Source organism: Parapedobacter lycopersici, from assembly GCF_024643285.1.
In the GTDB taxonomy this organism is placed as follows: Bacteria; Bacteroidota; Bacteroidia; order Sphingobacteriales; family Sphingobacteriaceae; genus Parapedobacter; species Parapedobacter lycopersici.
The window spans coordinates 347502-372588 of the sequence record NZ_JAMSLW010000001.1; the positions used below are offsets into that span (position 1 = coordinate 347502).

The 25087-nt window shown below is 47.9% G+C and carries 20 protein-coding genes; 17 read left to right on the forward strand and 3 right to left on the reverse strand.

The window, feature by feature from the left end; genetic code table 11:
* Positions 1-29 precede the first annotated feature (29 nt).
* From NEV57_RS01620 to NEV57_RS01660, 9 genes are all read left to right on the forward strand, one after another.
* The gene (locus NEV57_RS01620) at positions 30-1403 is read left to right on the forward strand and encodes a TolC family protein (RefSeq protein ID WP_257656536.1); all 1374 of its coding nucleotides are present in this window, start codon (positions 30-32) and stop codon (positions 1401-1403) included.
* 18 nt (positions 1404-1421) lie between these two features.
* A complete protein-coding gene (locus NEV57_RS01625; RefSeq protein ID WP_257656537.1) occupies positions 1422-2765 on the forward strand; it encodes an efflux RND transporter periplasmic adaptor subunit in 1344 nt (447 codons plus the stop codon).
* 82 nt (positions 2766-2847) lie between these two features.
* On the forward strand, positions 2848-3231 hold the full coding sequence (locus NEV57_RS01630) for a hypothetical protein (RefSeq protein WP_257656538.1): 384 nt from the start codon (positions 2848-2850) through the stop codon (positions 3229-3231).
* 132 nt (positions 3232-3363) lie between these two features.
* Entirely contained in the window at positions 3364-3888 is a 525-nt protein-coding gene (locus tag NEV57_RS01635) for a ferritin (RefSeq protein ID WP_257656539.1), read from the forward strand.
* Between the two features lie 224 nt (positions 3889-4112).
* The gene (locus tag NEV57_RS01640) at positions 4113-6788 is read left to right on the forward strand and encodes a TonB-dependent receptor (protein ID WP_257656540.1); all 2676 of its coding nucleotides are present in this window, start codon (positions 4113-4115) and stop codon (positions 6786-6788) included.
* Positions 6788-7756, forward strand: a complete 969-nt coding sequence (locus NEV57_RS01645; protein WP_257656541.1) for an NAD(P)H-quinone oxidoreductase — start codon at positions 6788-6790, stop codon at positions 7754-7756. The genes NEV57_RS01640 and NEV57_RS01645 overlap by 1 nt, the downstream gene beginning before the upstream one ends.
* 91 nt (positions 7757-7847) lie before the next feature.
* Complete coding sequence (locus tag NEV57_RS01650) at positions 7848-10136, forward strand: GH92 family glycosyl hydrolase (RefSeq protein WP_257656542.1); 2289 nt, start codon at positions 7848-7850, stop codon at positions 10134-10136.
* Between the two features lie 216 nt (positions 10137-10352).
* On the forward strand, positions 10353-11342 hold the full coding sequence (locus NEV57_RS01655) for an OmpA family protein (protein WP_372340055.1): 990 nt from the start codon (positions 10353-10355) through the stop codon (positions 11340-11342).
* 52 nt (positions 11343-11394) lie between these two features.
* Positions 11395-12066 carry an MgtC/SapB family protein gene (locus tag NEV57_RS01660; RefSeq protein WP_257656543.1) on the forward strand — a complete coding sequence of 224 codons (672 nt, stop codon included), beginning with the start codon at positions 11395-11397 and terminating at the stop codon, positions 12064-12066.
* A gap of 60 nt (positions 12067-12126) precedes the next feature.
* Here the strand turns inward: NEV57_RS01660 and NEV57_RS01665 are convergent, their stop codons facing one another.
* Together NEV57_RS01665 and NEV57_RS01670 are read right to left on the reverse strand one after the other, a co-directional pair.
* Entirely contained in the window at positions 12127-13284 is a 1158-nt protein-coding gene (locus NEV57_RS01665) for a serine hydrolase domain-containing protein (RefSeq protein ID WP_257656544.1), read from the reverse strand.
* A 118-nt stretch (positions 13285-13402) separates the two neighbouring features.
* Positions 13403-14680 (reverse strand): amidohydrolase/deacetylase family metallohydrolase, encoded by a 1278-nt coding sequence (locus tag NEV57_RS01670; RefSeq protein ID WP_257656545.1) that lies wholly within the window; start codon positions 14678-14680, stop codon positions 13403-13405.
* A gap of 235 nt (positions 14681-14915) precedes the next feature.
* Between NEV57_RS01670 and fucP the strand changes: the two genes are divergently transcribed.
* The 7 genes from fucP to NEV57_RS01705 all read left to right on the forward strand — a co-directional run bounded on the left by fucP (position 14916) and on the right by NEV57_RS01705 (position 21627).
* The gene (fucP, locus tag NEV57_RS01675; RefSeq protein WP_257656546.1) at positions 14916-16193 is read left to right on the forward strand and encodes an L-fucose:H+ symporter permease; all 1278 of its coding nucleotides are present in this window, start codon (positions 14916-14918) and stop codon (positions 16191-16193) included.
* Positions 16194-16219: 26 nt separating this feature from the next.
* Positions 16220-16582: an L-rhamnose mutarotase gene (locus tag NEV57_RS01680; RefSeq protein WP_257656547.1), complete on the forward strand. Its 363-nt coding sequence runs from the start codon at positions 16220-16222 to the stop codon at positions 16580-16582.
* Positions 16572-18233, forward strand: coding sequence for a UxaA family hydrolase (locus tag NEV57_RS01685; protein WP_257656548.1), 1662 nt, complete (start codon positions 16572-16574; stop codon positions 18231-18233). Before NEV57_RS01680 ends, NEV57_RS01685 begins: the two co-directional genes overlap by 11 nt.
* A gap of 65 nt (positions 18234-18298) precedes the next feature.
* Positions 18299-19069, forward strand: coding sequence for an SDR family NAD(P)-dependent oxidoreductase (locus NEV57_RS01690; protein WP_257656549.1), 771 nt, complete (start codon positions 18299-18301; stop codon positions 19067-19069).
* Between the two features lie 48 nt (positions 19070-19117).
* Entirely contained in the window at positions 19118-19975 is an 858-nt protein-coding gene (locus NEV57_RS01695) for a fumarylacetoacetate hydrolase family protein (RefSeq protein WP_257656550.1), read from the forward strand.
* A gap of 27 nt (positions 19976-20002) precedes the next feature.
* Complete coding sequence (locus tag NEV57_RS01700) at positions 20003-20833, forward strand: amidohydrolase family protein (RefSeq protein WP_257656551.1); 831 nt, start codon at positions 20003-20005, stop codon at positions 20831-20833.
* A 2-nt stretch (positions 20834-20835) separates the two neighbouring features.
* Positions 20836-21627, forward strand: coding sequence for an L-fucose dehydrogenase (locus NEV57_RS01705; protein WP_257656552.1), 792 nt, complete (start codon positions 20836-20838; stop codon positions 21625-21627).
* On the opposite strand, the gene NEV57_RS01710 is transcribed toward NEV57_RS01705, so the two are convergent.
* Positions 21569-22582 carry an acetyl-CoA carboxylase carboxyltransferase subunit alpha gene (locus tag NEV57_RS01710; RefSeq protein WP_257657025.1) on the reverse strand — a complete coding sequence of 338 codons (1014 nt, stop codon included), beginning with the start codon at positions 22580-22582 and terminating at the stop codon, positions 21569-21571. The genes NEV57_RS01705 and NEV57_RS01710 overlap by 59 nt on opposite strands.
* A gap of 231 nt (positions 22583-22813) precedes the next feature.
* Between NEV57_RS01710 and NEV57_RS01715 the strand changes: the two genes are divergently transcribed.
* A complete protein-coding gene (locus NEV57_RS01715; RefSeq protein ID WP_257656553.1) occupies positions 22814-24991 on the forward strand; it encodes a glucoamylase family protein in 2178 nt (725 codons plus the stop codon).
* Positions 24992-25087 lie beyond the last annotated feature (96 nt).

Here is a 25087-nt window from a genome sequence, read left to right on the forward strand (position 1 = left end):
CAGAAATTGCCGGAAAACAAATCAGTTAAATGAAAAAACAAACCCGTTTTAATTGCCTGATCACCATGGCCGTGTTGGGCGGTAGCATATGGTCTGCCACAGCTCAGGAACAACTCTCCATCCGGGACGCCATACAGCGGGCCGTTGAAAACAACCTTCAGGTGAAGCAAGCTGAATTTCAATATGCATTGGCGGATCAGGACCTGAAACAATCAAAAATGAACTTTTATCCAACCGTGAATGCCATGCTATCGGGAAGCAAGAACTGGGGATTGTTTTTTAATTCCGATGTAGGCCAGCTGACCACGGAATCGGCCAATAACGTAAACGGCGGGCTGAATGCCAACGTGAATCTTTTTCAGGGATTCATGCGTGTGCGCCAGGTAGCGGCCAACCGCCACCAGCTCATGGCTGATGCCAGTAATATTGATAAGACTAAAAATGACCTTACGCTGGCGGTGGCCACGAAATACCTCGAGTGCCTGACGAACCTGGATCTGCTCACGGCCAGCGAGCAGCAGCTCAGCCTCTCCGAAGAGCAGTTAACGGTGGCCGAAGCTAACTTTGAAGTAGGAAACAATACGCTGGCCGATTTGTCGCAGGCAAAAAGCCAGGTGGCCACGGACGAGCTCAATGTAACAACGGCCCAGAATGCATATGACCTTGCGATACTTGACTTAAAACAGCTGATGGAAGTTAATCCTGCGGTGGATATCCGGCTGATAAAACCTAATATCGCCGAATTTGAAAACACGGAGAACGTTTATAGCGCGGCGCAGGTTTATGAAGAAGCGGCTTCGATTTATCCGGATGTTCGGATGGCCAGGGAACAGACCCAGGTGGCCGAAAGAAATATTGCTATCGCGAAGAGCGCTTATTATCCCACAGTCAGTCTTGGAGGAAATCTGGGCACGAATTATTCGTCTGCTATTCCCGATCTCGAGATCAACTCGCCGGTAATGCGGTTTGGCAAGCAATTGCAAAGAAATTTCGCACAATCGGTGGGGGTTACCATTAATATCCCGATATTCAATAACTTGCAGACGAAAATTAATGTAAACCGTGCCCGGATCAGCTACCAGAATGCATTGGTTAATGAACAGTTGACAAATAATAACCTGAGCAAGATCATCAATCAGGCGGTGCTGGATCTCCGTTCGGCCGAAAAGCGGCTCTATTCCACGGAGACGGCCTTTACGTCGGCAAAAGATGCATTCGAGGTAATTGAGCAGCGCTTTGAGGTAGGACTGGCCAACTCCATCGAATTGTTTACCGCCCAAACAAATAGGAACAAGGCGGAGTTTGATTATATCCAGTCGCGGTATGACCTCATTTTCAGGAGCAAGGTAATTGATTTTTATCTGGGCAAAACTATTGCATTCGGAACGGAACAGGAAAACTAACAACCCAAATTTATACTAATGGCAAAAAAGAAAAATACCCTTAAATATGTGCTCATCGGGGCAGTTATTTTATTGATTCTGGTCGTCGTCGCCAATAAGGCGGGTTGGATAGGCCAGGGGGATGTTATCAAGGTGGCCACCGATAAGGTAGAGAAAAGGACGGTAAACGAACAAGTGTCAGCCAGCGGAAAGGTCCATCCGGAGGTAGAAGTGAAGCTCAGTTCCGAAGTTTCCGGTGAAATTGTGGAATTGAATGTAAAGGAAGGTGACGTCGTGACCAAAGGACAGGTCCTGTGCCGCATACGACCGGACATCCTGCAATCGGGATACGAGCGGGCCGTAGCGTCGTTGAATGCCCAGCGGGCGAGCCTGTCAGTTGCGGAGCAACAGCTTAAGCAACAGGAAGCTAACTTTGCCAATGTAGAAGCTACGTTTAAGCGGAATCGGGAACTTTATGATAAAAAAGTGGTCTCCGCTGCTGAATTTGACCAGGTGCGGGCCGATTATGAAAGCGCAAGGGCAAACCTCGAAGCGCAACGGCAAAATGTACTGGCTACCAAATACGGTGTTGACCAGTCGCAGGCGTCTGTACAGGAGGCCGGTGACAACCTGGCACGTACCACCATTTATGCGCCAACGGATGGCGTGATATCATTGCTTCAGGTGGAACTCGGTGAACGTGTGGTAGGTACAGCGCAGATGGCCGGTACGGAGATCATGCGAATTGCCGATATGAATGCCATGGAAGTAGTTGTTGAAGTCAACGAAAATGATATTAACCGGGTGTCGTTGAACAACGAGGCGACGATTGAAGTGGACGCTTTCCAAAACCGGAAATTCAAGGGCCGGGTTACAGAGATAGCCAGCTCATCAACCACCGCAGCGGCCGCGACTGCAACGGAGGCGGGTACCGATCAGGTAACCAATTTTAATGTGAAAGTCCGTATACTGCCCGAATCGTATGAAGATCTGATTAAGGAAGACCAGGCTAATCCATCACCTTTCCGGCCGGGGCTTTCGGCGACGGTAGATATCCATACCCGCCAGGATACCGGTTTAGCGGTGTCCATCCAGTCCGTTACCCTGCGTGAAGCCCAGGATACCACGGCAACTGAAGCAAAACCAACCGGCGCCTCCGCAAACGGTAACGCGAAGATGAAGGAATATGTGTTCGTATATGATAATGCGGGGAAAGTGCACCAGACAGAAGTGACGACCGGCATTCAGGATGATACATATATCCGCATCCTATCAGGCCTTTCCGAGGGGGATGAAGTGGTATCACGGCCATTCAATGCTATCAGCAAGACATTGAAAGACGGTAGTCGCGTGGAAAAAGTTGATAAAAACAGCCTGTTATAACAGGCTGTTTTAAAATTTCATTTTGGTTTGGACTGATTATAAATAATTCCGTATCTTCGCAGGCGATCAACAAGAATTGATAATGATTTGCCCACTGGCTCATTTTGAGGAAGTCTATAAAACAGATCACGGCGCGGTATACCAATGCAGCAGGCAGAATTGCTATTGGCTTGATTTTGCTGGTGGCACAACCGCGTTTAAGGTGAGTGACTTTTTCAATTTCAAGAAAAAAGTTGATGCAGTGGACATTTCTGCCATGATCATCGATTCGTCACGTACAGCTGATTTCACGATCATCATGCCTTTCCGCACCCCGCGTTGCTTCGTACTGGACATTAATGCCGTGCTGAATTTGCGGGAACTGCTGGCAGGGGCGAAGTTTATGATCGAACTGAACAGTGTGGTCAATGAATGTCTGAACGTAACCCCAGACCGCGCATTCCGGCCGCAGACTACCAATCATTGACGGTAATCTCCTTATAATTTAGACTGAATTTGTATTGCTTTTGTTTTGAACGATTTACCCTTCGTTTTCGTATATTTGTATTACTGAAAACATGGCGTCGTAACCATGATCAATTTTAAAAGAACAAGCACTATGAAAGACTTATTGCGTTTGAAGACTTCATTAAATGAGGAAATCGAAAAGATATTAAATGAACAGATTAAAGTAGAGGCACACTCTTCATCCATTTACCTGGCCATGTCATCCTGGTGTGATGATCAGGGGTATGATTTCAGCGCTGATTTCTTCGCCAAACAATCCGAAGAAGAGCGTACCCACATGCTGAAACTGTTTAATTATGTAAATGACCGGGGTGGTCGTGCAATTTCCCCCGAAATAGTCAATATTCCTGCGGATTTTGAATCGTTCCGGGGTGTCTTTGAGCAGATGCTCGAGCAGGAGATGTATGTGACTCAGCAGTTTAATAACATTGCTGATAAATGCATGAAAGTGAAGGATTTTGTGACATTCCAATTTATCCAATGGTTCCTGGAAGAGCAGATTGAGGAAGAATATGTGGCGCGCCGGATTCTGGAAATGTTCGATGTGATCGGAGAGGAAGGCACGGGCCGCTGGGAGATTGATAAACACATTCCAAAAGTAAGCTACGAAGGCTAGTAACAGTGTTACATACCATACAGATCGGGCTACCTCTTTTCCGGAGGCAGCCCGATTTTTTTTGCAGACATACGGATTATATCTTATCTTTCGTTCTCTATAGACAGGAGCAGGTTTATTCAGCTTACTCGCATTATATTTGATACAGATATACCATATTATTTTACTGACGACAGTTGCCACCGATAGCTATACATAGGCTCCTTTTCTTTGCGTTTCTTTTTATGTCGGTACACGCCCTGGGGCAATCCCGGCAAAAAGAAATCACGGGTGTCGTAATCGATACTTCGGGCGCGCCGTTGCAGGGTGTGAATGTCCGGCTTTCCACAATATTGGACACCATGCTGGTTACGACCGCCCAAAATGGATCGTTCGCATTTACTGGCGTCATTGGTCCCGATTTCCGCTTGACGTTCAGTATGATCGGCTACCAGATCCTTGATAAGGTTTACCAGTCCGAACTTCCAGTGGCTTCCATCCGGTTACTTCCGACGGTGTTGCGCCCGCAGCAGACGCTTCTAAGGGAAGTCGTGATCAACCACGTGCGGCCGATTGTGTTTATGGGCGACACCATCCAATATAACCTGGATGCGTATAACATCCGAAAGAACTCATTGCTGGAAGAAGCACTGAAACTGCTGCCCGGCATACAGGTAAGCCGCGACGGTACGGTTCTGGCCCAGGGAAAACAGATCAGCCGGGTACAGGTAGACAGTAAGAATTTCTTTGGTGGAGAAGTGCTGACAGCCACGCGGAACCTGCCCGCCGAATTTATCCAATCGATACAGGTTGTTGATTACTACGGTGACATGGCAAGCAAAACCGGTATCAGGGATTCGCCACCTGAAAAGATACTTAACATCGTGTTGAAAGAAGATAAGAAGCGTATTCTCTTCGGCCAGGTAACCGGGGGTGGGGGGACAAGCGACCGGTATATCGGCAGCATGGGTATCAATAATTTTAATGACGGACAGGAATTTTCCATGGTGGGTTCGTTTAATAATACAAACACCAGCCTGTTTAGTTACGGTGCACCGAGTGGTGCCGGCAGCAGGGAACGGGGCAATACCGATTTAACAGGCATGATGGATCCCGTAGATGGTGTAAATACGACCAACTCACTTGGACTGACCTATTCCGACGAGGTGGTGGATAATGTCAATATATACGGAAAATACACGTTTACCAATCGTAAAAATAATACCATTGGCAACTCGCAGTTGCGAAGTATGTACGATTTCCGGCCCATCATTAACCAGGAAAGCCGTGAAGTAAATTCGGATAATATGCACCACCTGATGACCTGGGATGTAGAGGCCCAGCTGGATGCTAAAAATTACCTGAAGGTCAGTCCGAATATTTCATTCAATACTTCCCGGACGAATAACCAGAGTGTAAATACCATTCAGAATAAGAGCATCGCCAATGAGCAAACCTATCGAACTTATGAGGCGAATGAAAATGCCTCATCTCCCAATTTTGATGTCGATGTTCTGTATTCACGCCTCTTCAACAAGCCGGGCCGGAAATTTGTATTGAATATGCTGGGGAGGTACGCCAAGCAGGATAAGCTGGATAGCATTAATGATTATTTCCAGAGCGTTGATATCTATACTGGTTTGCCTAACGATGGGGAAGTAAATGCGCTGGAACAGAATGTAAGAAGTAATAGCCGGAACCAGATTGGCCGGCTACGTGCGGCATACATTGAACCCATTGATAAAAACAGCATCCTGGAAATCAATTACGAATATAATTACACGAATATTGATAACCGCCGGAGCGTGTGGGATCGGTCGAAACAGGTACCTGTCGACTCATTGAGTGTTGACTATGCTTACTTTTTTGAAAGCAACCGCATAGGCCTGAATTACCAGATGGATAAAAGTGAACGGTTCAGATATACGCTGGGCTTTGCCGTGCAGCCATTGTTGTTAAGCGGCCACACGCTGAGCAGGGAAATTGTCACCAGGCACCGGAATGTCAATATGATACCAAGCGCCGGTTTCCGGTATCGTATCAACGACGAAAGTGAGTGGTCTATTGATTACCTCGGCACTAATAACCAACCGAATTTCTCGCAGATACAGCCGGTGCAGGACCTGACCAACTCTCAGAACATCATTATGGGTAACGCGGAGCTCAAGGCTGAGTTTGTGAATCGGATTACGACGCGGTATCGGCGTACCAGAATAGGCATGAACCGCTTTTTTGAAGCGCAGTTGTCAGTAAATCAGGTCCAGAACAAAATCGTGACCATCCGGGAGAGTCTCCCGAACAGTACCGTACAGCGTACCAGTTTTCGCAATACCAATGGTTACTTTGATGTCCGGGGTTATTACATGTACAGTACGCCGGTGTTCAATGAAAACGTGCAGCTTAACCTCAACGGCATGGCCGACTATGTCAATAACATCTCTTACATAGATACAGCACGCTATTTTGGACGTAATTTTATCTATTCCCAGGCAGCACAGCTCCGTTTTTCAGTAGCCGATGTCATTGAAACGGAGCTGAATAGCAGCTACACATTCAACCGTACCCGCTACTCTTTACTGTCTACCGAAGGAATTAGCGCAAACTCGTTCTTATTCGGACTGGCGGCAAAGGGTTATCTTTCCGATAATTGGGCTTTCGGTTTTGATATGTCACACCGGCTCAATACCGGATATTTTGTCAATGCAAATCCTACATTGCTGAACGCCTACATTGAATGTACGTTCCTGAAGAATAACATGGCACTACTCCGCCTGCAGGGATTCGACCTGTTTAATGAAAACACCGGTGTTACACGGGAAGTGCTGGGCAACGATGTGCTGGACGTCCGTAATAACCGGCTAGCCCGGTATTTTATGCTGTCGCTGAATATCCGTCTGCAAAAATATCCATCAAAAACCTGATGAAAGCTATTGTAATCCGGTTACCTGGAGGTCCTGATCAATTAACGATGCAGGAGCGGCCTATCCCTCACGTGAACGCCAACGAGGTATTGATTAAAGTACACGCGGCCGGGATCAACCGACCTGACATCTTTCAGCGGCAAGGTAAGTATCCAGCACCGGAAGGGGTTGTGCAGGATATTCCCGGATTGGAAGTGGCTGGAATAGTTGAGGATTGTGGTCGCGGAGTTACGCGCTGGAAACCGGGCGACCGGGTCTGTGCACTGCTGCCGGGCGGCGGGTATGCCGAATACGCTGCTGCTGATGCATCACATTGCCTGCCTATTCCGGCGAATGTATCGTTTTGTGAAGCGGCTTGTCTTCCGGAGACGGTGTTAACTGTATGGCACAATGTTTTTCAACGTGGATGTTTAATTAGTGGCCAGTCATTTCTCGTACATGGTGGAAGCGGGGGAATCGGTACCACCGCCATTCAGCTGGCTTCTCTTGCAGGAGCAAAAGTGTATGCCACGGCAGGAACGGATGAGAAATGCCGTTTTTGCGAAGAGCTGGGCGCGGTTTCCTGCATCAATTACCGCGACAGAGATTTTGCGACGGAACTGGAGGCCGGAACAATTGACGTATTGCTGGACAGTATCGGCACGCCTTATTTTGATCGCAATATTGACTTGCTGGCTGAAGAGGGCCGGATCATTTTCATTAATGCGGTCGGTGGACGGCAGGCGGCGCTAAACATTAGCAGGTTAATGCAAAAACGCCTGACGTTGACAGGAAGCACACTGCGTAACCGGGACAGCGAATTTAAGGCTGACTTATGTCGGGCGGTTGAGCGTTACGTATGGCCCTGGCTTAGCCGGGGAGACTTCCGTCCGGTTATTTACCGTAGTTTTTCCCTCGCCCGGGTGCCGGAAGCACACACGCTGATGGAGTCAGGGAATTTTATGGGTAAGCTCGTATTGGAAACTTGATGTGATGCGCGACAGGCTAAATACTTTTAGCGTTTTCATTTTCGCAATTTTTATGCATATTAGCGGCACAACTGATTAGCATAATCTGCTTATGAAAACCACATTTACGCTGCTATTGACACTGGTCGGTATATTCAACATTTACGGACAGGAAGTAACCAAGGTTGACCAGCCACTCGATTATGTCAACCCATTGATGGGTACCCAATCTGTTCACAGCCTGTCCAATGGCAACACATATCCGGCTATCGCCCGGCCGTGGGGAATGAACTTTTGGTCGCCGCAAACGGGGAAAATGGGCGATGGGTGGATGTATACCTATACTGCCGAACGGATACGCGGATTCAAACAGACGCACCAGCCATCACCCTGGATGAATGATTATGGTCAGTTTTCCATTATGCCCATTACCGGTAAACCCACTTTCGACGAAGATGAACGCGCGAGCTGGTTTTCTCACAAAGCGGAAACTGCTCAACCACATTACTATCGTGTTTATTTGGCAGATCACGATGTTACTACGGAGATTACACCTACGGAAAGAGCAGCCCGGTTCCGCTTTACATTTCCGCAGACCGATAGTGCGTTTGTGGTTATTGATGCGTTTGATAAGGGTTCATATGTAAAGATCATCCCCGGGGAAAACAAGCTCATTGGTTACACTACCCGGAACAGTGGCGGCGTTCCGGATAATTTCCGTAATTATTTTGTCTTGGTATTTGACAGACCTTTTACTGGACTGGGCACTTTTGCCGATTCGGTTTTGGTAGACGGCAGACTGGAAGTGCAGGCCGATCACGTTGGAGCAATTCTTGGTTTCCGGATTGCGAACCGTGGTGATCAGGTGCAAGTGAAAGTAGCATCGTCTTTCATCAGCCACGAACAGGCCGAATTAAATCTCCGGGAAATTGGCGATAAGAATTTTGAAGCGGTCAGGCAGGAGGGAGCGGATCGCTGGAACGCCGAACTGGGCAAGGTGCGGGTAGCCGGAGGGACAATTGATCAGGTGCGCACGTTTTATTCCTGCTTATATCGGACTATCCTGTTCCCCCGCATGTTCTACGAATACGACGCGGACGGGAATGTGATCCATTACAGTCCGTATAATGGACAGGTTTTACCGGGATTCCTATTTACCGACACCGGCTTTTGGGATACTTTTAGGGCGTTATTTCCCTTTTTGAATCTGGTTTATCCGGAAGTTAATCAAAGAATACAGGCCGGATTGGTTAATGCTTACCGGGAGGGGGGGTGGCTTCCTGAATGGGCCAGTCCGGGTTACCGGGATGTGATGGTTGGCAATAATTCCGCTGCGGTAGTGGCTGATGCATACATCAAGGGTGTACGGGGCTACGCTATTGAAACCCTGTATGAAGCACTATTGAAAGGGAGCAACGAGGCTGGCCCGCTTCCGGCTGTGGGCCGTGCAGGTGCAGCATATTACACCAAGCTGGGATACGTGCCTTATGATGTGGGTATTAACGAAAATGCGGCACGTACGCTGGAATATGCTTATGATGATTTTGCTATTTACCAGTTGGCCAAGGCATTGGGTCGCCCTGCTGCGGAAATTGACCGTTATCGCCAGCGAAGCTTCAACTATCAGAAACTTTTCGATAGTGAAAGCGGGTTAATGCGTGGGAAGAACCGGGATGGAAGCTTCCAGCAACCTTTCAATCCGTTCAAATGGGGCGATGCGTTCACCGAAGGAAATAGCTGGCACTACTCGTGGTCAGTATTCCACGACATAGCTGGACTGGCGAAGCTGATGGGCGGAAATGAGGCTTTTGTACGCAAACTCGACTCGGTATTTACCTTACCACCCGTATTTGACAACAGTTACTATGGGTTTACTATCCATGAGATCCGGGAAATGCAAATAGCCAATATGGGCCAGTATGCACACGGCAATCAACCGATCCAGCATATGATTTACCTGTATAATTATGCCGGTGCACCCTGGAAAACACAATATTGGGTGCGGGAAACAATGAACCGGATGTACCTGCCTACACCCGATGGCTATTGCGGAGACGAGGACAACGGGCAAACTTCGGCATGGTATGTCTTTTCCGCTCTTGGTTTTTATCCGGTTACTCCGGCCACGGATGAGTATGTGCTTGGAGCTCCGTTATTTAAAAAAGTAACAATTGAACTTGGAGAAGGTAAAACACTTGAAATTAATGCGATAAATAATGATGATTCCCATCGGTATGTCCAATCACTAAGACTTAATGGTCATGATTACGGTAAAAGTTACCTTAAGCATGGCGATCTGATTAATGGCGCGGTGCTTGATTTTAATATGGCCGAAGTGCCGAATACCTCACGGGGTACGCGATTGGAGGATGTTCCGTATTCATTAAGTCTGGAAAAATGACCTGACCTTGCTGTCTTCCGGTGTCATTCGGTATCGGGATCTGAATGGACAATATTTCCTTTTGGTTTTTGAAGTTGGTGCTATCTATGGCTCTATTTAACCTATAGGTCCGTTTTCAGCTCCTTTTTACTGTTTTTTACTCATGAAAAATAATACCGAGTTTTTTTTGGCATTAAGTTCGCATAGATAGATATAGCAAAAAGAAAGGAACAAGCTATGAAACGAATTTCCATATATGCCGGAATGGTAACCATGGGCACCTTCCTGTTTTTAACAAGCTGCGTAAGCAACAAAAAGTACCAGTCGTTACAGACCAGTTACGAAGAGATGCGCGCAAAAGAACAAGAAACAAGCAAGCGGTATCAGGAAGCACAGCAGCAGCTTTCATCGACCAATACACGTGTCAGCAGCCTCGAAGATCAGATTGCTGCTGAACGGAAAAACCTCGCTGCGTTACAGGATGCACTTGATAAATGTCTAACGTCGTCTAATCAGGGCAACGTCAATATTTCCAAGCTGGTGGATGAAATCAATGCATCGAACCGTTACATTCAACATTTGGTAAACACAAAAAATAAGAGTGACTCGCTGAATATGGTACTGACCAACAGGCTCACCCGATCACTGAGCCGCGAGGAAATGCAGGATGTCGACGTGCAGGTATTAAAAGGCGTGGTTTACATTTCGCTTTCCGATAACATGTTATATAAGTCGGGAAGTTATGAAATATCCAGCCGGGCCGGAGAAACACTCAGCAAAATAGCCAAAATTATTATGGACTATAGTGATTACGAGGTGCTCGTGGAAGGTAATACCGACAATGTGCCTATTTCCCAACGGAATATCCGCAATAACTGGGACCTGAGCGTACTACGTGGCTCATCTGTCGTACAGGCCCTGCAAAACGATTACGGTGTAGACCCGAAGCGGCTTACTGCGGCCGGCCGGGGCGAATATAATCCGATAGCCAGTAACGATACGGAAAGTGGTAAAACACGGAATCGTCGTACCCAGATTATCATTACGCCAAAACTCGACCAGTTTATGGAGCTGATCGACAAGGCCCCTGAAAACAACGGAGCGTCAGTTCCCGAAATTAAGGAACCGGTAACAACCGATACTGTAGCCCCGGAACAGCAACAGGAAACCCCTTCGAGGGAATATGAAGTAATTCCGTTTACGCCAGGGTCCTCAAATTCTCAATAAAAGACCACGGGGCGGGGCATGCCGGTATCTGGGATATTAATCCTAATTTTGGATGATGATTTCCGAAACTGAAATACTGGCCCGTTTGGCGCTGGCTGCATTGCTCGGCGCGGTAATCGGACTGGAACGGGAGCGAAAGGACTGGGTGGCCGGACTGCGTACACACATGATGGTATGCCTCGGCTCAGCGTTGATCATGATTGTGTCGGCTTACAGCTTTTCCGACGTGCTTGGTGAGCATGTTACGCTTGATCCTTCGCGGATCGCTGCACAGGTCATCAGCGGGATCGGCTTCCTTGGTGCAGGTACCATTCTTTTTTTAAGGCAGGGCATCATCCGGGGGTTGACGACCGCGTCGGGATTATGGACAGTGGCTGCAATCGGACTGGCTACCGGTGGCGGAATGTATTTTGCGGCATCCGTCACCACGGCACTGGCCATTGTTATTCTATGGATGATCCAGCCGCTAGAAAAAAGAATTGCCGGCCGGTTCCGGCTCTGGGAAATGCAGGTTACCGTTACCGACCGCACAGCGATCGCAGCTATTATCAGTCGCGTATTCCAATACGATAATCTGGAGACATCATTCGGCTCAATGGACCAGGCCGACGGCAATTATGTGGTCACCTTTAGATTCAAAAAGCACGATAAATCGACTATTACCCAATTAGTTGCTGGCTTGCAGACTGATGTGCATGTTAAGGAAGTGATCTGGAATGGTTGAAATAGAATAGCCCATGCAGTCTCTGCATGGGCTATTGCAAATGGGTACCCTGCAGAATAGTTATTTGGCGGGACCTGTAGTAATATAATGAGTGTACAAGCTATTCAGGCTTTCTTTTAAGAAATCATTGAAATCATCCGTAAATGTAGCATTGCAACCATTGGTAATGACAACCAGACCAAACTTTTCTTCAGGATGGAAAAACATGGCACTGTATAAACCGTAGGCACTGCCGGTATGTCCAACCATGGTTTTGCCGGGAATCAGACTGTCCATTGTCCATAACGCCAGGCCATAGTGCTCGTCATCGGAAAGCGGTGTCTGCATGGTTTGTGCACTTTCTTTCGAAATAATCGCTATGTTTTCGGAAGTACCATAATTCATGTGCATCATCATGTAACGGGCGAGGTCAACCGCAGAGATCTTCATGCCGCCGGTAGGCGAGAAGATAGGGGTGCTATAACCCATGGTGTAGCTGGCCATACTGTCGCTTCTGGAAGCATAGGCTTCCGGGGAAGCCTCAAACTGTAATGAATCACTGTTGTAGGTATAGAGCGTCACAAATTTTCCGTTATCCAGGGAATCCACGTCATATCCGCCATACAATCCCAATGGGTCCAGTATATGATGTTTGACATACTGATCAAACCTTTCTCCTGAAATCCGCTCCAGAATGGTGCCCGCGAGATTGAAGTTCAGGTTGCAATATTGATAGCCCATGCCGGGCGCATAATCGTTGTAGCTGCCCGCCCACTCCGGGTTTTTGTCCGGATTGATAATATCGAGGGTAAAGTAGCCGTTTTTATCGCTGATGCTCGATGTATGCGACAGAATCATGCGCAGGGTAATGATCGTGTCCGGGAATTTTGGATTTCGGATACGGAAACCCACGAGGTCGCTGACATCAGCGTCGAGAGAGAGTTTACCCGCTTCGACCAGCTGCATGAGGGAAGTCGCGGTAAAGGACTTGGAAATTGAAGCAATCCTGAAAATATCATCATTTTGCAGCGGTGTCTTACTGGTAATATCCTTGAAACCGAATGACTCGTTGTAGATTAATTTATTGTCTTTCACCACAGCTACCGACATGCCAACTGCTTCGTACTTGTCCATAATAGCCTGAAGATCTTCTGTAGCCGTAGGCTGTCTGTTGCAACCTGCAAATGCCAGCCAGGCTACCAACAGTATACTGATTCGATTAAAATAAGTAGGTGTCATTATTTGTTTTAGTTGCTAAAGGGTTATGTCTTAATGGATACTTAAAGAAGCGCAACACCCGATGTCCATGCAATATGCCTGGCATCGGGTGATGGTTATTTATATCGACCGCATGGTTTTAGCGCTGTGCGCGCGGAAGGTTGATCGGTTCAACCAGGCCATTCAGGTTATATACGATTCGTCCACCGCGGATAGTCATCTCTGTTTCCAGGCGTTTGTCGCCGGCAATACGGCCATCACGTGCCCAAAAGCCAAAATCACCCTCGCGTAGCCGGAAAACAGCAACGTCCGCTTCTGCACCGACAGAAAGGTTGCCCAGCTCTTCACGTTGAATGGCCTGCGCCGGGTGCCAGGTGCTGGCGACAATTACGTCTTTAAATGGCATTCCCATCGCCATGAATAGGCTCATAATGTTATTCATGTTTTTCATCGCATTGTTCATGCTGGAAATGTGAATGTCCGTGCTAATTGTATTGGGGTAGAAGCCGCTCTTGATCGCGGGCTGTCCCTGGGCAAAAAGGAAGCTTGACCCGCCAAAACCTACGTCAAAAATGACTCCTTTCTTTCGTGCCTCAAGTACATAGGGTTTTAACTGATTGGTGGTTACATCCACAATGGATTCACGACCATCCGGGCTGGTACTGCTGCTGCCGCCGAAACAATGCGTGTAAATATCACCTGGCCGGAATTTCTCCATGAAAAGTGTTTCCAATGACAGGTAAGGTTTTGCACTTCCGAAATCGACCATGATGGGTATACCCGCCTTTTTACCCGCCTCGATTGCCCAATCAGTAGGATTCCAGTCGTGTCCATTGAAATGCGCCAATTTGACTCCGACAATATAATCAGCATATTTCTCAGCCATTTCAGCTGTCTTCTGAGGGTCCATTTGCCCTTTATCCTGCTCAAATTTTCCTCCAGCCATGCCTTCACCTACGATATTCAACATAGCCAGTACCCGGGTTTGGGCGCGGTCAATGGTCTGCTTTTTAAATGTTTCAAAACTTTTCCAACCCGAACTGCCAGCATCCACTACAGTGGTAACTCCCGAAGGGAAAGTATACCCGTCCGGTTGCAGGCCATTCGGCCCATTGCGGTATTGACCCTCCAGATCCGTGCCCCAGAAAAAATGAACATGAAGGTCAATCAATCCAGGTGTCACGTACAGGCCCCTGGCATCTACTACCTGTACGGCAGACTGCGGATCAATATTGGCTGAAACAGCGGCTATTTTTCCTTCATCAATAGCCACATCCATGACAGCATCGATGTTATTCTTGGCGTCAATCACATGTCCGCCTTTGATTAACACATCATATTGACCTTGGGGGTTTTGCGATTTTGCATTGTTGAGGAAAAAGAATGACAATGCAATTAAAAAATAATACTTTTTCATGATAAGATTTTAGTTAGTAAACGCTGTGCTTTATGTATTAGCGGATAAAGCAATAAGCTAATATATTGTTTAATTCATGAAATTCATGAAGAAATTTATCTATGATAAATAAGTTACATCTGTTTTAACCAGGAGTAAGATCACTTTATTGGCCGGGTTAAGGGTTTCATTTTGTCAAATTATTTAGGTGCTTTATGGTGTTTTGTTTATCTTAACCAACCGTTTATAAACCATTATGGCATCAAGACAATTTACCTTTCCGGTTCTATTAATCACTTCATTATTTTTTTTATGGGGATTTGCCCACAACCTGAACCCGATACTAATACCACACCTGAAAAAAGCCTGCCAGCTCTCTGATTTTCAGTCGGCTTTTGTTGATTCTGCTTTTTTCATTGCTTATTTCACGATGGCATTGCCCGCAGGTTATTGCATGAAACGGTTCGGATATAAGGCAGGTATTGTGACTGGCCTGCTGTTGTTTGCCATAGGCGCGTTATTGTTTTACCCCGCGGCCAGCACCCGGGAATACCTTTTTTTTCTCATTGCACTGTTTGTCATCGCCAGCGGCCTTACGTTCCTTGAAACCGCTGCGAATCCGTATATCTCGGTGCTCGGTCCCCCGGAAACAGCAACGCAGCGACTGAATTTTGCACAGTCATTTAATGGCCTGGCGGCTACATTGGCTCCTTTTCTCGGAGGTATGTTTATTCTTTCCGGAAAAACGCTATCGCCAGAGGCGGAAGCGGCGCTGACCGAACAGCAGTTGCAGGCGTATTTGCAGACAGAGGCAGATGCAGTGAAAATTCCATATTTGCTAATTGGATTTATTGTGCTTTTAGTAGCTCTGAAGGTGATTTGGACCCGCCTGCCACAGATTAATGAAACGGTTGGAGCAAAGACAGAACAGATAGGTGCATCATCGTTGTTTGCCAATGGCAATTTTATTTTTGGGGTCGTGGCCCTGTTTTTCTACGTTGGGGCGCAGGTGGGCGTGGTGAGTTTTTTCATCCGGTTTTCGGGAGCGGTAGCCGGCATAACAGAAAAGGCAGCAGCAACACTGCTTTCCGGCGCCTTGCTGGGTTTCATGATCGGGCGATTCGCTGGATCTTTTTTAATGCGGTATTTTGCGCCCGCAAAGTTACTGGCCCTGTTTGCGACACTTAATGTGTTATTTACACTGGTCTCCGTAAGTGTTAGCGGGTTGCTGGCCATCTATACCTTAATGGGGGTTACTTTTTTGATGTCAATTATGTTTCCCACTATATTTTCACTGGCAATCCACGGACTGGGCAGCAAGACCAAACAGGGATCGTCTATTTTGATCATGGCTATTGTCGGTGGTGCGGTACTTCCGCTGTTGATGGGCCTGATCTCCGATTGGTTTTCGATCCAGGCGGCATATTTATTGCCTGCTGCCTGTTTTGCCATCGTATTGGTTTTCGCCCTCCGGAATATTCGCCAGCGACAGATATCCGAAGTGGAAGTAACTGTGCAGCGTGAAACGGTTTAATAACTTAAAACACAGGAATTACAACGATGAAACGCTATATACTTGCCCTTGACCTGCGTGACGACGACAAATTGATCCAAGCGTACGACAACTGGCACCGCAACGTATGGCCGGAGATTCAACGGTCAATTATCGATTCAGGCATCCGGCACATGACCATATACCGGTTTGCCAACCGACTGTGCATGCTGATGGAAACCACTGATGACTTTACATTTGAAAAAAAGGCAGCGGCTGACGCAGCAAATACCCTGGTACAGGAATGGGAAGCACTGATGTGGAGGTACCAACAACCTATACCGGGCAGTAAGTTGGGAGAAAAATGGGTGTTGATGGATAAAATTTTCGAACTTAGTGCCTTTGATGAAGATGAACGGCATGCAACATAAACAACAGCTTTTACAGATCCATCCGCACGACAATGTGCTGGTGGCACTGCAGGATCTTCCCCCCGGAATGGACATTGCATATGACGGACAGTCTTTTCGATTGCTGTCGGGCGTTAAGGCCAAGCATAAATTTACATTCAGGCCCATATCGGCTGGTGATCCAATTTACATGTATGGCGTATTGGTAGGGCGGACCAACACCGATTTGCCTGCGGGCGAAACCATAACAACGGAGAACATCCACCATGCATCCAGCGAATTTAGGTTGGGTGAACGGCGACTGGATTGGCGGAAGCCGGACGTATCTGCTTTTGCGGAACGTGTTTTTATGGGCTTTCACCGGAGTAACGGTTCGGTTGGCACGGCCAATTATTGGTTGGTTATTCCGCTGGTGTTCTGCGAAAGCAGGAACGTGCAGGTCATGAAGAATGCCCTGGAAAAAAAACTGGGCTACAAAAAACGGACGCGCGACTATGAACCGGAAGTTGAAAGACTGATTTCGCTTTACGAAAAAGGTGCCACGGCGGAAGAATTGCTGGCAACCGATGTGGCCACAGGCCGGGAATCGGAACAAGGTGCGCGTCTTTTCGAAAATATCGACGGAATCAAGTTTCTGGACCATGAAATGGGTTGCGGCGGCACGCGCATGGATGCTGATGCGCTATGTGGACTGCTGGCAGGCTACATTACCCATCCCAATGTGGCTGGTGCAACGGTACTTAGCCTGGGTTGTCAGCATGCGCAGGCGGCTATCCTGCAGCAGGAGATTGCGAAGCGCGACCCGAATTTCGATAAACCGCTCTATGTTTTTGAACAGCAGCGCATGGGAACGGAGGCTAATATGATCCAAGAGGCATTGAAACACACATTTGCGGGCCTGGTACTGGCAAATCAGCAGGAACGCCGGCCAGCCCCGCTCAGCAAGTTGTGTATTGGTCTGGAATGTGGCGGATCGGATGGTTTTTCGGGCATATCGGCTAATCCGGCATTGGGCTATGTATCCGACATGCTGGTAACGCTGGGCGGATCGGTCATTCTTTCCGAGTTTCCGGAACTTTGTGGAGTGGAACAGGAACTGAGCGACAGATGCGTGGATGAAGCAACAGCCCTCCGGTTTATGGAATTGATGAAAACCTATAACGCAAAAGCAGAGGCGGAGGGTTCCGGATTTTATGCTAACCCTTCTCCCGGAAATATTCGCGACGGTCTAATTACCGATGCTATTAAGTCGGCAGGGGCGGCAAAAAAAGGGGGGACTTCCCCGGTTACAGCAGTAGTGGATTATCCGGAACCGGCTAATAAACCGGGACTGAATTTATTGTGTACACCGGGCAATGACGTGGAAAGTACCACCGCAGAGGTGGGTGCGGGCGCCAATGTGGTTTTGTTTACTACCGGATTGGGTACACCAACCGGAAACCCGATCGCACCGGTTGTTAAGCTGGCCACCAATACCGCGTTGTTTGAACGGATGCCGGATATCATCGACATCAATTGCGGAACCATTATTGAAGGGACCGAAACCATTCAGCAGACGGCACACCGCATACTTGATTTCATTATTGATGTAGCCAGCGGTACCGCTTCTCCTAAAGCCGTTCAACTGGGACAGGATGATTTTATCCCCTGGCGAAGGGGGATATCGCTATAACTTAAGAATATGCATGGAAAAGAAAGGTAATCAAGGCACACAGGTTGCCGAAAATTGATAAAAACATGTCAAATAGAAAATTAACTGGAAAGACAGCCGTCGTTACCGGTGGCGGAAGCGGCATAGGACGGGCAATCTGTATGCGTTTTGCGGCGGAAGGTGCCAGCGTGCATATCATGGAACTGAATCCCGAAAGCGCCGATACTGTAGCCCTGGAGATCCGTGCTGCAGGCGGATCGGCAACGATACATGCCTGTGATGTACGCAATCAACAGGAAGTCCTGGCAGTGATCAAGGCTATCAAACAGATAGATATCTTGGTCAATAATGCGGGAATAGCCCACGTAGGCAACGTAGAAGAAACGACAGAAGCTGACTTCGACCGGCTTTGCCAGGTTAATATCAAGGGCGCCTACAATATACTGCACGCCGTTGTGCCAAAAATGAAGGGGGAGGGCGGTGGTGTCATTCTCAATATGGCTTCGATTGCTGCACTTGTGGGGCTGACCGACCGGTTTGCGTATGCAACCAGCAAGGGTGCTATTGCGGCGATGACATTATCCATTGCCCGTGATTACCTGCATCATGGTATTCGGTGCAACAGCATCTCACCGGCGCGTGTACATACTCCATTTGTGGATGGATTTATCGCGAAAAACTATCCGGGCAGGGAAGCAGAGATGTTTGACGTGCTGTCCAAAAGCCAGCCAATTGGCCGGATGGCCAAACCTGAGGAGGTTGCGGCATTGGCGCTGTATCTCTGTTCGGATGAGGCAGGCTTTATAACCGGTAACGACTATCCGATCGATGGAGGTTTTGTAAAGCTGAATAGCTGATCGTGCTGTATTATAATTGCTTAACTATATTTATTAAATAATCATACAATGAAATTAATCCGTTATGGCAACCCCGGCCAGGAAAAAATAGGGATACACGAGAATGGTATACATTACGACGTGTCGGCATTCGGTGGCGATTACGATGAAACTTTTTTTGCAGATAACGGCCTTGCACGGCTGGAGGAATTTGTAAAGGCCAATATGGGTAACCTCGTTGTCATTCCACAGGAAACCCGTTTAGGCAGTCCAATTGCACGCCCTTCCAAAATCCTATGTATCGGGCTTAATTACCGCGATCATGCCGAAGAAACGGGCGCTAAAATCCCAACGGAACCGATCATCTTCATGAAATCCACGACATCCCTGGCCGGTCCTTATGATGATGTGGTCATCCCCAAGGGGTCGACTAAAACCGATTGGGAAGTTGAATTCGGAATAATAATCGGGAAAAAAGCAAGTTATGTATCCGAGTCTGAAGCTATGGATCATGTAGCAGGTTATGTGTTGCATAACGATGTGTCGGAGCGGGAGTTCCAGCTGGAGCGGGGCGGTACCTGGGACAAGGGTAAAGGCTGTGATACATTTGCCCCGATGGGACCATATTTAGTAACAAAGGACGAAATTAAGGACATCAATAATGTACGTCTCTGGTTGAGCGTCAACGGAAAGATGTATCAGGATGGCAATACGCGCAACCTGATTTTTAACGTGCCGCATATCATTAGTTACGTAAGCCAGTTTATGACCCTGTTGCCGGGCGACGTGATTTCCACGGGTACACCGGCGGGAGTAGGCCTGGGCTTCGACCCACCTATTTACCTCAAACCGGGCGATATCGTGGAGCTGGGTGCGGATGGACTGGGGACTGCCAAACAGGTTGTAACAGCCTATTCGGGCCGTTGATTCACGGTATGATTTATTAACGCTGCAATGCAACGGATTGATGCCCACCAGCATTTCTGGGAATACCGGCCCGATCGAGACACCTGGATCACCGATGAAATGTCGGTGATCCGGCGTGATTTTTTACCAGCCGATCTGAAGCCGCTGCTTGAAGCACAGGGTATAGCCGGCTGTGTAGCTGTTCAAGCCGACCAATCGGAATCGGAAACCCTGTTTTTGCTGGATCTTGCTGCACGGCACGACTGGATCAGAGGTGTTGTCGGTTGGATCGATCTGCGTGCACCGGACGTCGGGGAACGACTGGCCTACTTCAGCCAGTATCCAAAACTTAAAGGCTTTCGGCACATCGTGCAGGATGAAGCGGACCCCCGTTTTCTATTGCATCCGGATTGGTTGAACGGCATTGATGCATTGGGCAGGTACGATTACACTTACGATATCCTGGTGAAACCCCACCAATTGGCTATGACCGACGAATTTATTGCACATTTTCCCCAGCAGCGATTTATAGTCGACCACCTTGCAAAACCACTGGTCAGGTCGGGAGAACGACGGGAGTGGGCCAGTGCTATGGAAGCTATCGCACAGCACAGGCAGGTGTACTGCAAACTATCTGGCCTAATTACGGAATCAGATTTAACTAGTTGGAAGACAACAGATTTTGATTATTATATTAACCATATTATTGAAGTGTTTGGCGCCGATCGGATACTTTTTGGCTCCGACTGGCCGGTATGCTTGCTGGCGGGCTCGTATCGCGATGTGACGGCATTAATGGAGCATGCAGCTTCGCAGCTGTCGCCGGCGGAACGAGCGTTAGTCTGGTACACCAACGCGGTAAACTTTTATAAGCTATAACCATGGATCTACATCTAAAAGACAAGGTGGTAATCGTAACCGGCGGGGCTAAGGGAATTGGTCGGGGCATTGCACTTTCACTGGCTTCCGAAGGAGCCGTTCCGGTTATTGTGGGTCGTAATCCTGCTGATAATGAAGCTGTTCGAGAAGAGATAATTGCCGCCGGCGGACAGGCGTTTTGTATAGCGGCTGAATTGACTCAACCCGACGCTTGTGAACGGGCTGTTACCGAGACACTTTCAGCCTTTGGCCGGATTGACGGCCTGGTCAACAATGCCGGGGTTAATGACGGAGTCGGGTTGGCTAGCGGCAGTTACCAGGATTTTATAGATAGCCTCCATAAATCACTTGTCCATTACTACCTGATGGCACATTATGCGTTACCGGCACTGAAAAAAAGCGGAGGGGCAATTGTCAATATCGGATCTAAAACGGCAGAAACCGGACAGGGGAACACGTCTGGATATGCAGCAGCCAACGGGGGCCGCAATGCACTCACCCGGGAATGGGCAGTCGAGTTGCTTCCCCATCAGATTCGAGTTAATGCGGTTATTGTTGCGGAATGTGCTACTCCCCAATATGATACTTGGATACAGACACTACCCGATCCTGTGGAAACGCTACGGGAAATAACGGATAGAATCCCGCTGGGAAAACGGATGACGACTGCGGCTGAAATCGCCGATATGGTGGTCTTTTTGCTATCCGATCGATCAAGCCATACGACCGGCCAGCTTATTCATGTGGATGGCGGGTACGTTCACCTGGACCGGGCTGTGTTGTCGACCCGGTAAGGGATTCCTCTACAACACCCATTTGACTGAATTTAGCAATGCGTGAAGCCACCAATTCTTCCGGTGAGTGCCGCTGCAGGATTTTCAGGTCTGCCTGTACCTGCTGTTTGACCGATTCCGCAACTTTTTTATGGTCGTGGTGGGCACCGCCGAGTGGTTCGGGAATAACACCGTCAATAAGTCCGTTTTTCAGCATATCTGCCGAGGTTAGCTTGAGTGCTTCGGCCGCATTTTCCTTGTAATCCCAGCTGCGCCATAGGATAGAGGAACAGGATTCAGGCGATATTACCGAATACCAGGTGTGCTCAAGCATATACACTTTATCGCCAATCCCGATGCCCAGGGCACCCCCAGAGGCACCTTCGCCGATGATTATGCAGATTACCGGCACTTTTAAAATCGACATTTCCAGTAAGTTACGGGCGATTGCTTCCCCCTGTCCACGCTCTTCCGCTTCAATGCCCGGGTATGCACCCATTGTATCAATCAATGTCAGCACCGGTTTGTTAAATTTCTCTGCCAGCTTCATTAACCGGAGCGCCTTGCGATAGCCCTCTGGGTTAGCCATTCCAAAATTGCGGAATTGCCGTTCCTTGGTGTTTTTCCCCTTTTGATGACCGATGACCATGATGGGCTGTCCGCTAATGGAAGCGAAGCCACCGACAATGGCTTTGTCGTCTCCGACATTGCGGTCGCCATGCAACTCAATAAACTCTTCGCATATGAGGTTAATGTAATCAAATGTCTGGGGCCTGTCCGCATGACGTGACATCTGTACTTTCTGCCAGCCGGTCATGTTTTCGTAGATATTGTGCTTGGTCTTTTCCAATTTGCTTTCCAGTTCGGATAGCGTGGCACTCATGTCAACTTTCGTCTTTTCCGCTACTTGGTGGACCTTGTCTATCTGCATCTGCAGATCGGCAATTGGTTTTTCAAAGTCAAATGTTGTTTCCATCATATACTGCTGTTGCAAATCAAGGGCGCTAAGTTAGGGAATTGTACGGTATTTTAAAATTTCAGGTGCATGATCCAATACAACGCCATTTCGGAGCCGTTCCGCATCACTGGTGGATACCCTATTTAAACAGTTGTATCAACAAAGTGTTTTCAGGATGATTGGGAAGATGGCTTGGTTTTTGTATAAATTTGCAGGCTAATGGTACAATCTTATCCTAATTATTGCTTAATGATTAAAACGGTTACACTATATACTTTATTGTGTTTATTGGTGATTGGCCCGGCTGTTGCCGATACCTATCCGGAAGTGTTGTTTGAAAACAGCGTGCTGGATGGTAATTATGTATATAGCCAGGTTCATTACGAAGGATCGAGCTGGGTCGAAAACGTAGCCGGTAAATTGCCAATATCGGATTCTGTTTTCTTTACACCCGGGAATGCGCTTTCATTGAAATATACTACGGCCCGTGACGGTAACTGGCAGGTTACGGTTTCCTTTTCCGATGTTTCCCGATATTATCAGCCTGAACGCAATGACCGGCTCACTTTCCGCTTATTTGCCGCCACGGAAGGCGCAATGGAAAGCTTGCCCAGATTAGCCGTTATCCAGTCGGACACGTTAAGTACCATTGATATTTCCCGTTACGTATCGGAAACCCAGCATAATGGATGGGTCAGCGTGAGTCTGCCGCTTACCTCAATATCAGATCTCCGTGCGGACGAACCTATCCAGGGTATCCGGTTCTCTCAGGGAAATGTAACGGCGGATGTCCAGCAATTATATATTGATCAAATTGAATTTCTTCCTGCACGGCCCCCGCAGGTCAAACTGGTCTCATCCGCGGTCCTGTCTTCTGCCAAAGCATACGATCAGCATGTCGATCTTACCTGGCAACTGCCGCTGACGCCCAGTATACGATACATAAAGATTTATCGATCGGACGACAATAAAAATTTTGCTCCCGTCGCCATCCGGCCCATATTTGTGCAGAAGTGTACAGACTTTGTGCCGCAATCAAACAAGAAATATTATTACAAAATTACCTGGGTAGACTATAATTACCAGGAATCACCGTTTTCAAGTGTGCTTGAAGCACAGACAAAAACAGCCGGCGATGACGAGCTGCTGGATTTTGTTGAGGCAGCGCACCTCCATTATTTTTTGGAGCGTACAGAAGTGAACAGCGGGATGCACGCCGTTCAATTCGGTGTCGACAATGCAGCCATCTCAGTAAAAGAAACAGGCCTGAGCCTTCTTGCGCAGGTCGCTGGTACTTCACGTGGCTTTGTCTCCCGTGCAGCAACCCGGAGCAGACTACTGCGTATCCTGAATTTTCTGGAAGAGGTAGAGCGCTATCAGGGTGCATTCCCGGCATTTATTGATGGCCGTACACATCGAGGAATCTTTGAGATCGACTCCGTTCCGGAGGCCGACCTATCAGCCACTGCTTCCCTGATGCAGGGATTACTTGTGGCCCAGGCGTACTTCAGCAAAGACACAAACGAAACAGATTCGCTGGTTGAACGGATTAATGCATTATGGGAAGGGGTGGAGTGGAATAAATTCACTGTTGCAGGTCAGGAGAACATATTACTTGACAAGTGGTCGCCGGTTGTGGGATTTAAACATGCAGAACCACTGGGCGGTTTTAATGAAAGTCTGGTCAGTTACGTGTTGGCGTTAGCGTCGCCGCGGCATGCAATTCCATCGGAAGCCTATGAACAGGGGCTTGGTATAGCCAGAAGGCTGGCTGATACGTCCTTCCGTCTGGAATTGGCGAATAACCACGCTTTTTCGGTAACGGCGATGGGCGACAGTACGGCCCTGCTTCCGAAATACAATGAATTTCCGTACCGCAGCGATACGACGGCATACGGATTACCGATTGCAGTGGGAAGCATTAACCGCTCGTTGCTGGAGGCATACGTGCCTTTTCTGGCATTTGACCCTCGGGGTAAGCGGGATACATTTGCTGATTATTACGCAAACCATATTAATCTTATACGGGCGTATCGGCGGCGGGATAATGAAATGAATAACGGAAGTTTTTCACTTGATATATGGGGATTTAAACAAGGTGGAAATGAGCTTTCCGCAAGCAGCCAAACAGTAATTAACCCGGCCATAGCCATTGGAAGTTATGCTTATCTGCCACAGGAAGCCATCAAGTCGGTCAGCCGGTTTTACCACATGTATGGCAAAGCACTGTTCACCGAATATGGCTTTCGAAAATGGATCGATATTAAAGCCAATGCAGTAGCCGATGAATATGACGCAGTTGACGCCGCAACCGTTATCGTGATGCTGGAAAACGGACGTACCGGATTAATATGGGATCTATTTTCCGGTCTTCCCGCAATTAATGCCGTGGTGGAAGATCATTTTACTCCCGTGGACCGGGAATAGTAAACTGAAAGCGAAGAAACGTGCAGCTTCCTGTATTTTTCACATTGTTTTTCTTATTTTTACCTTGGAATCCGTTCAGCAAAAACTTAACTAACT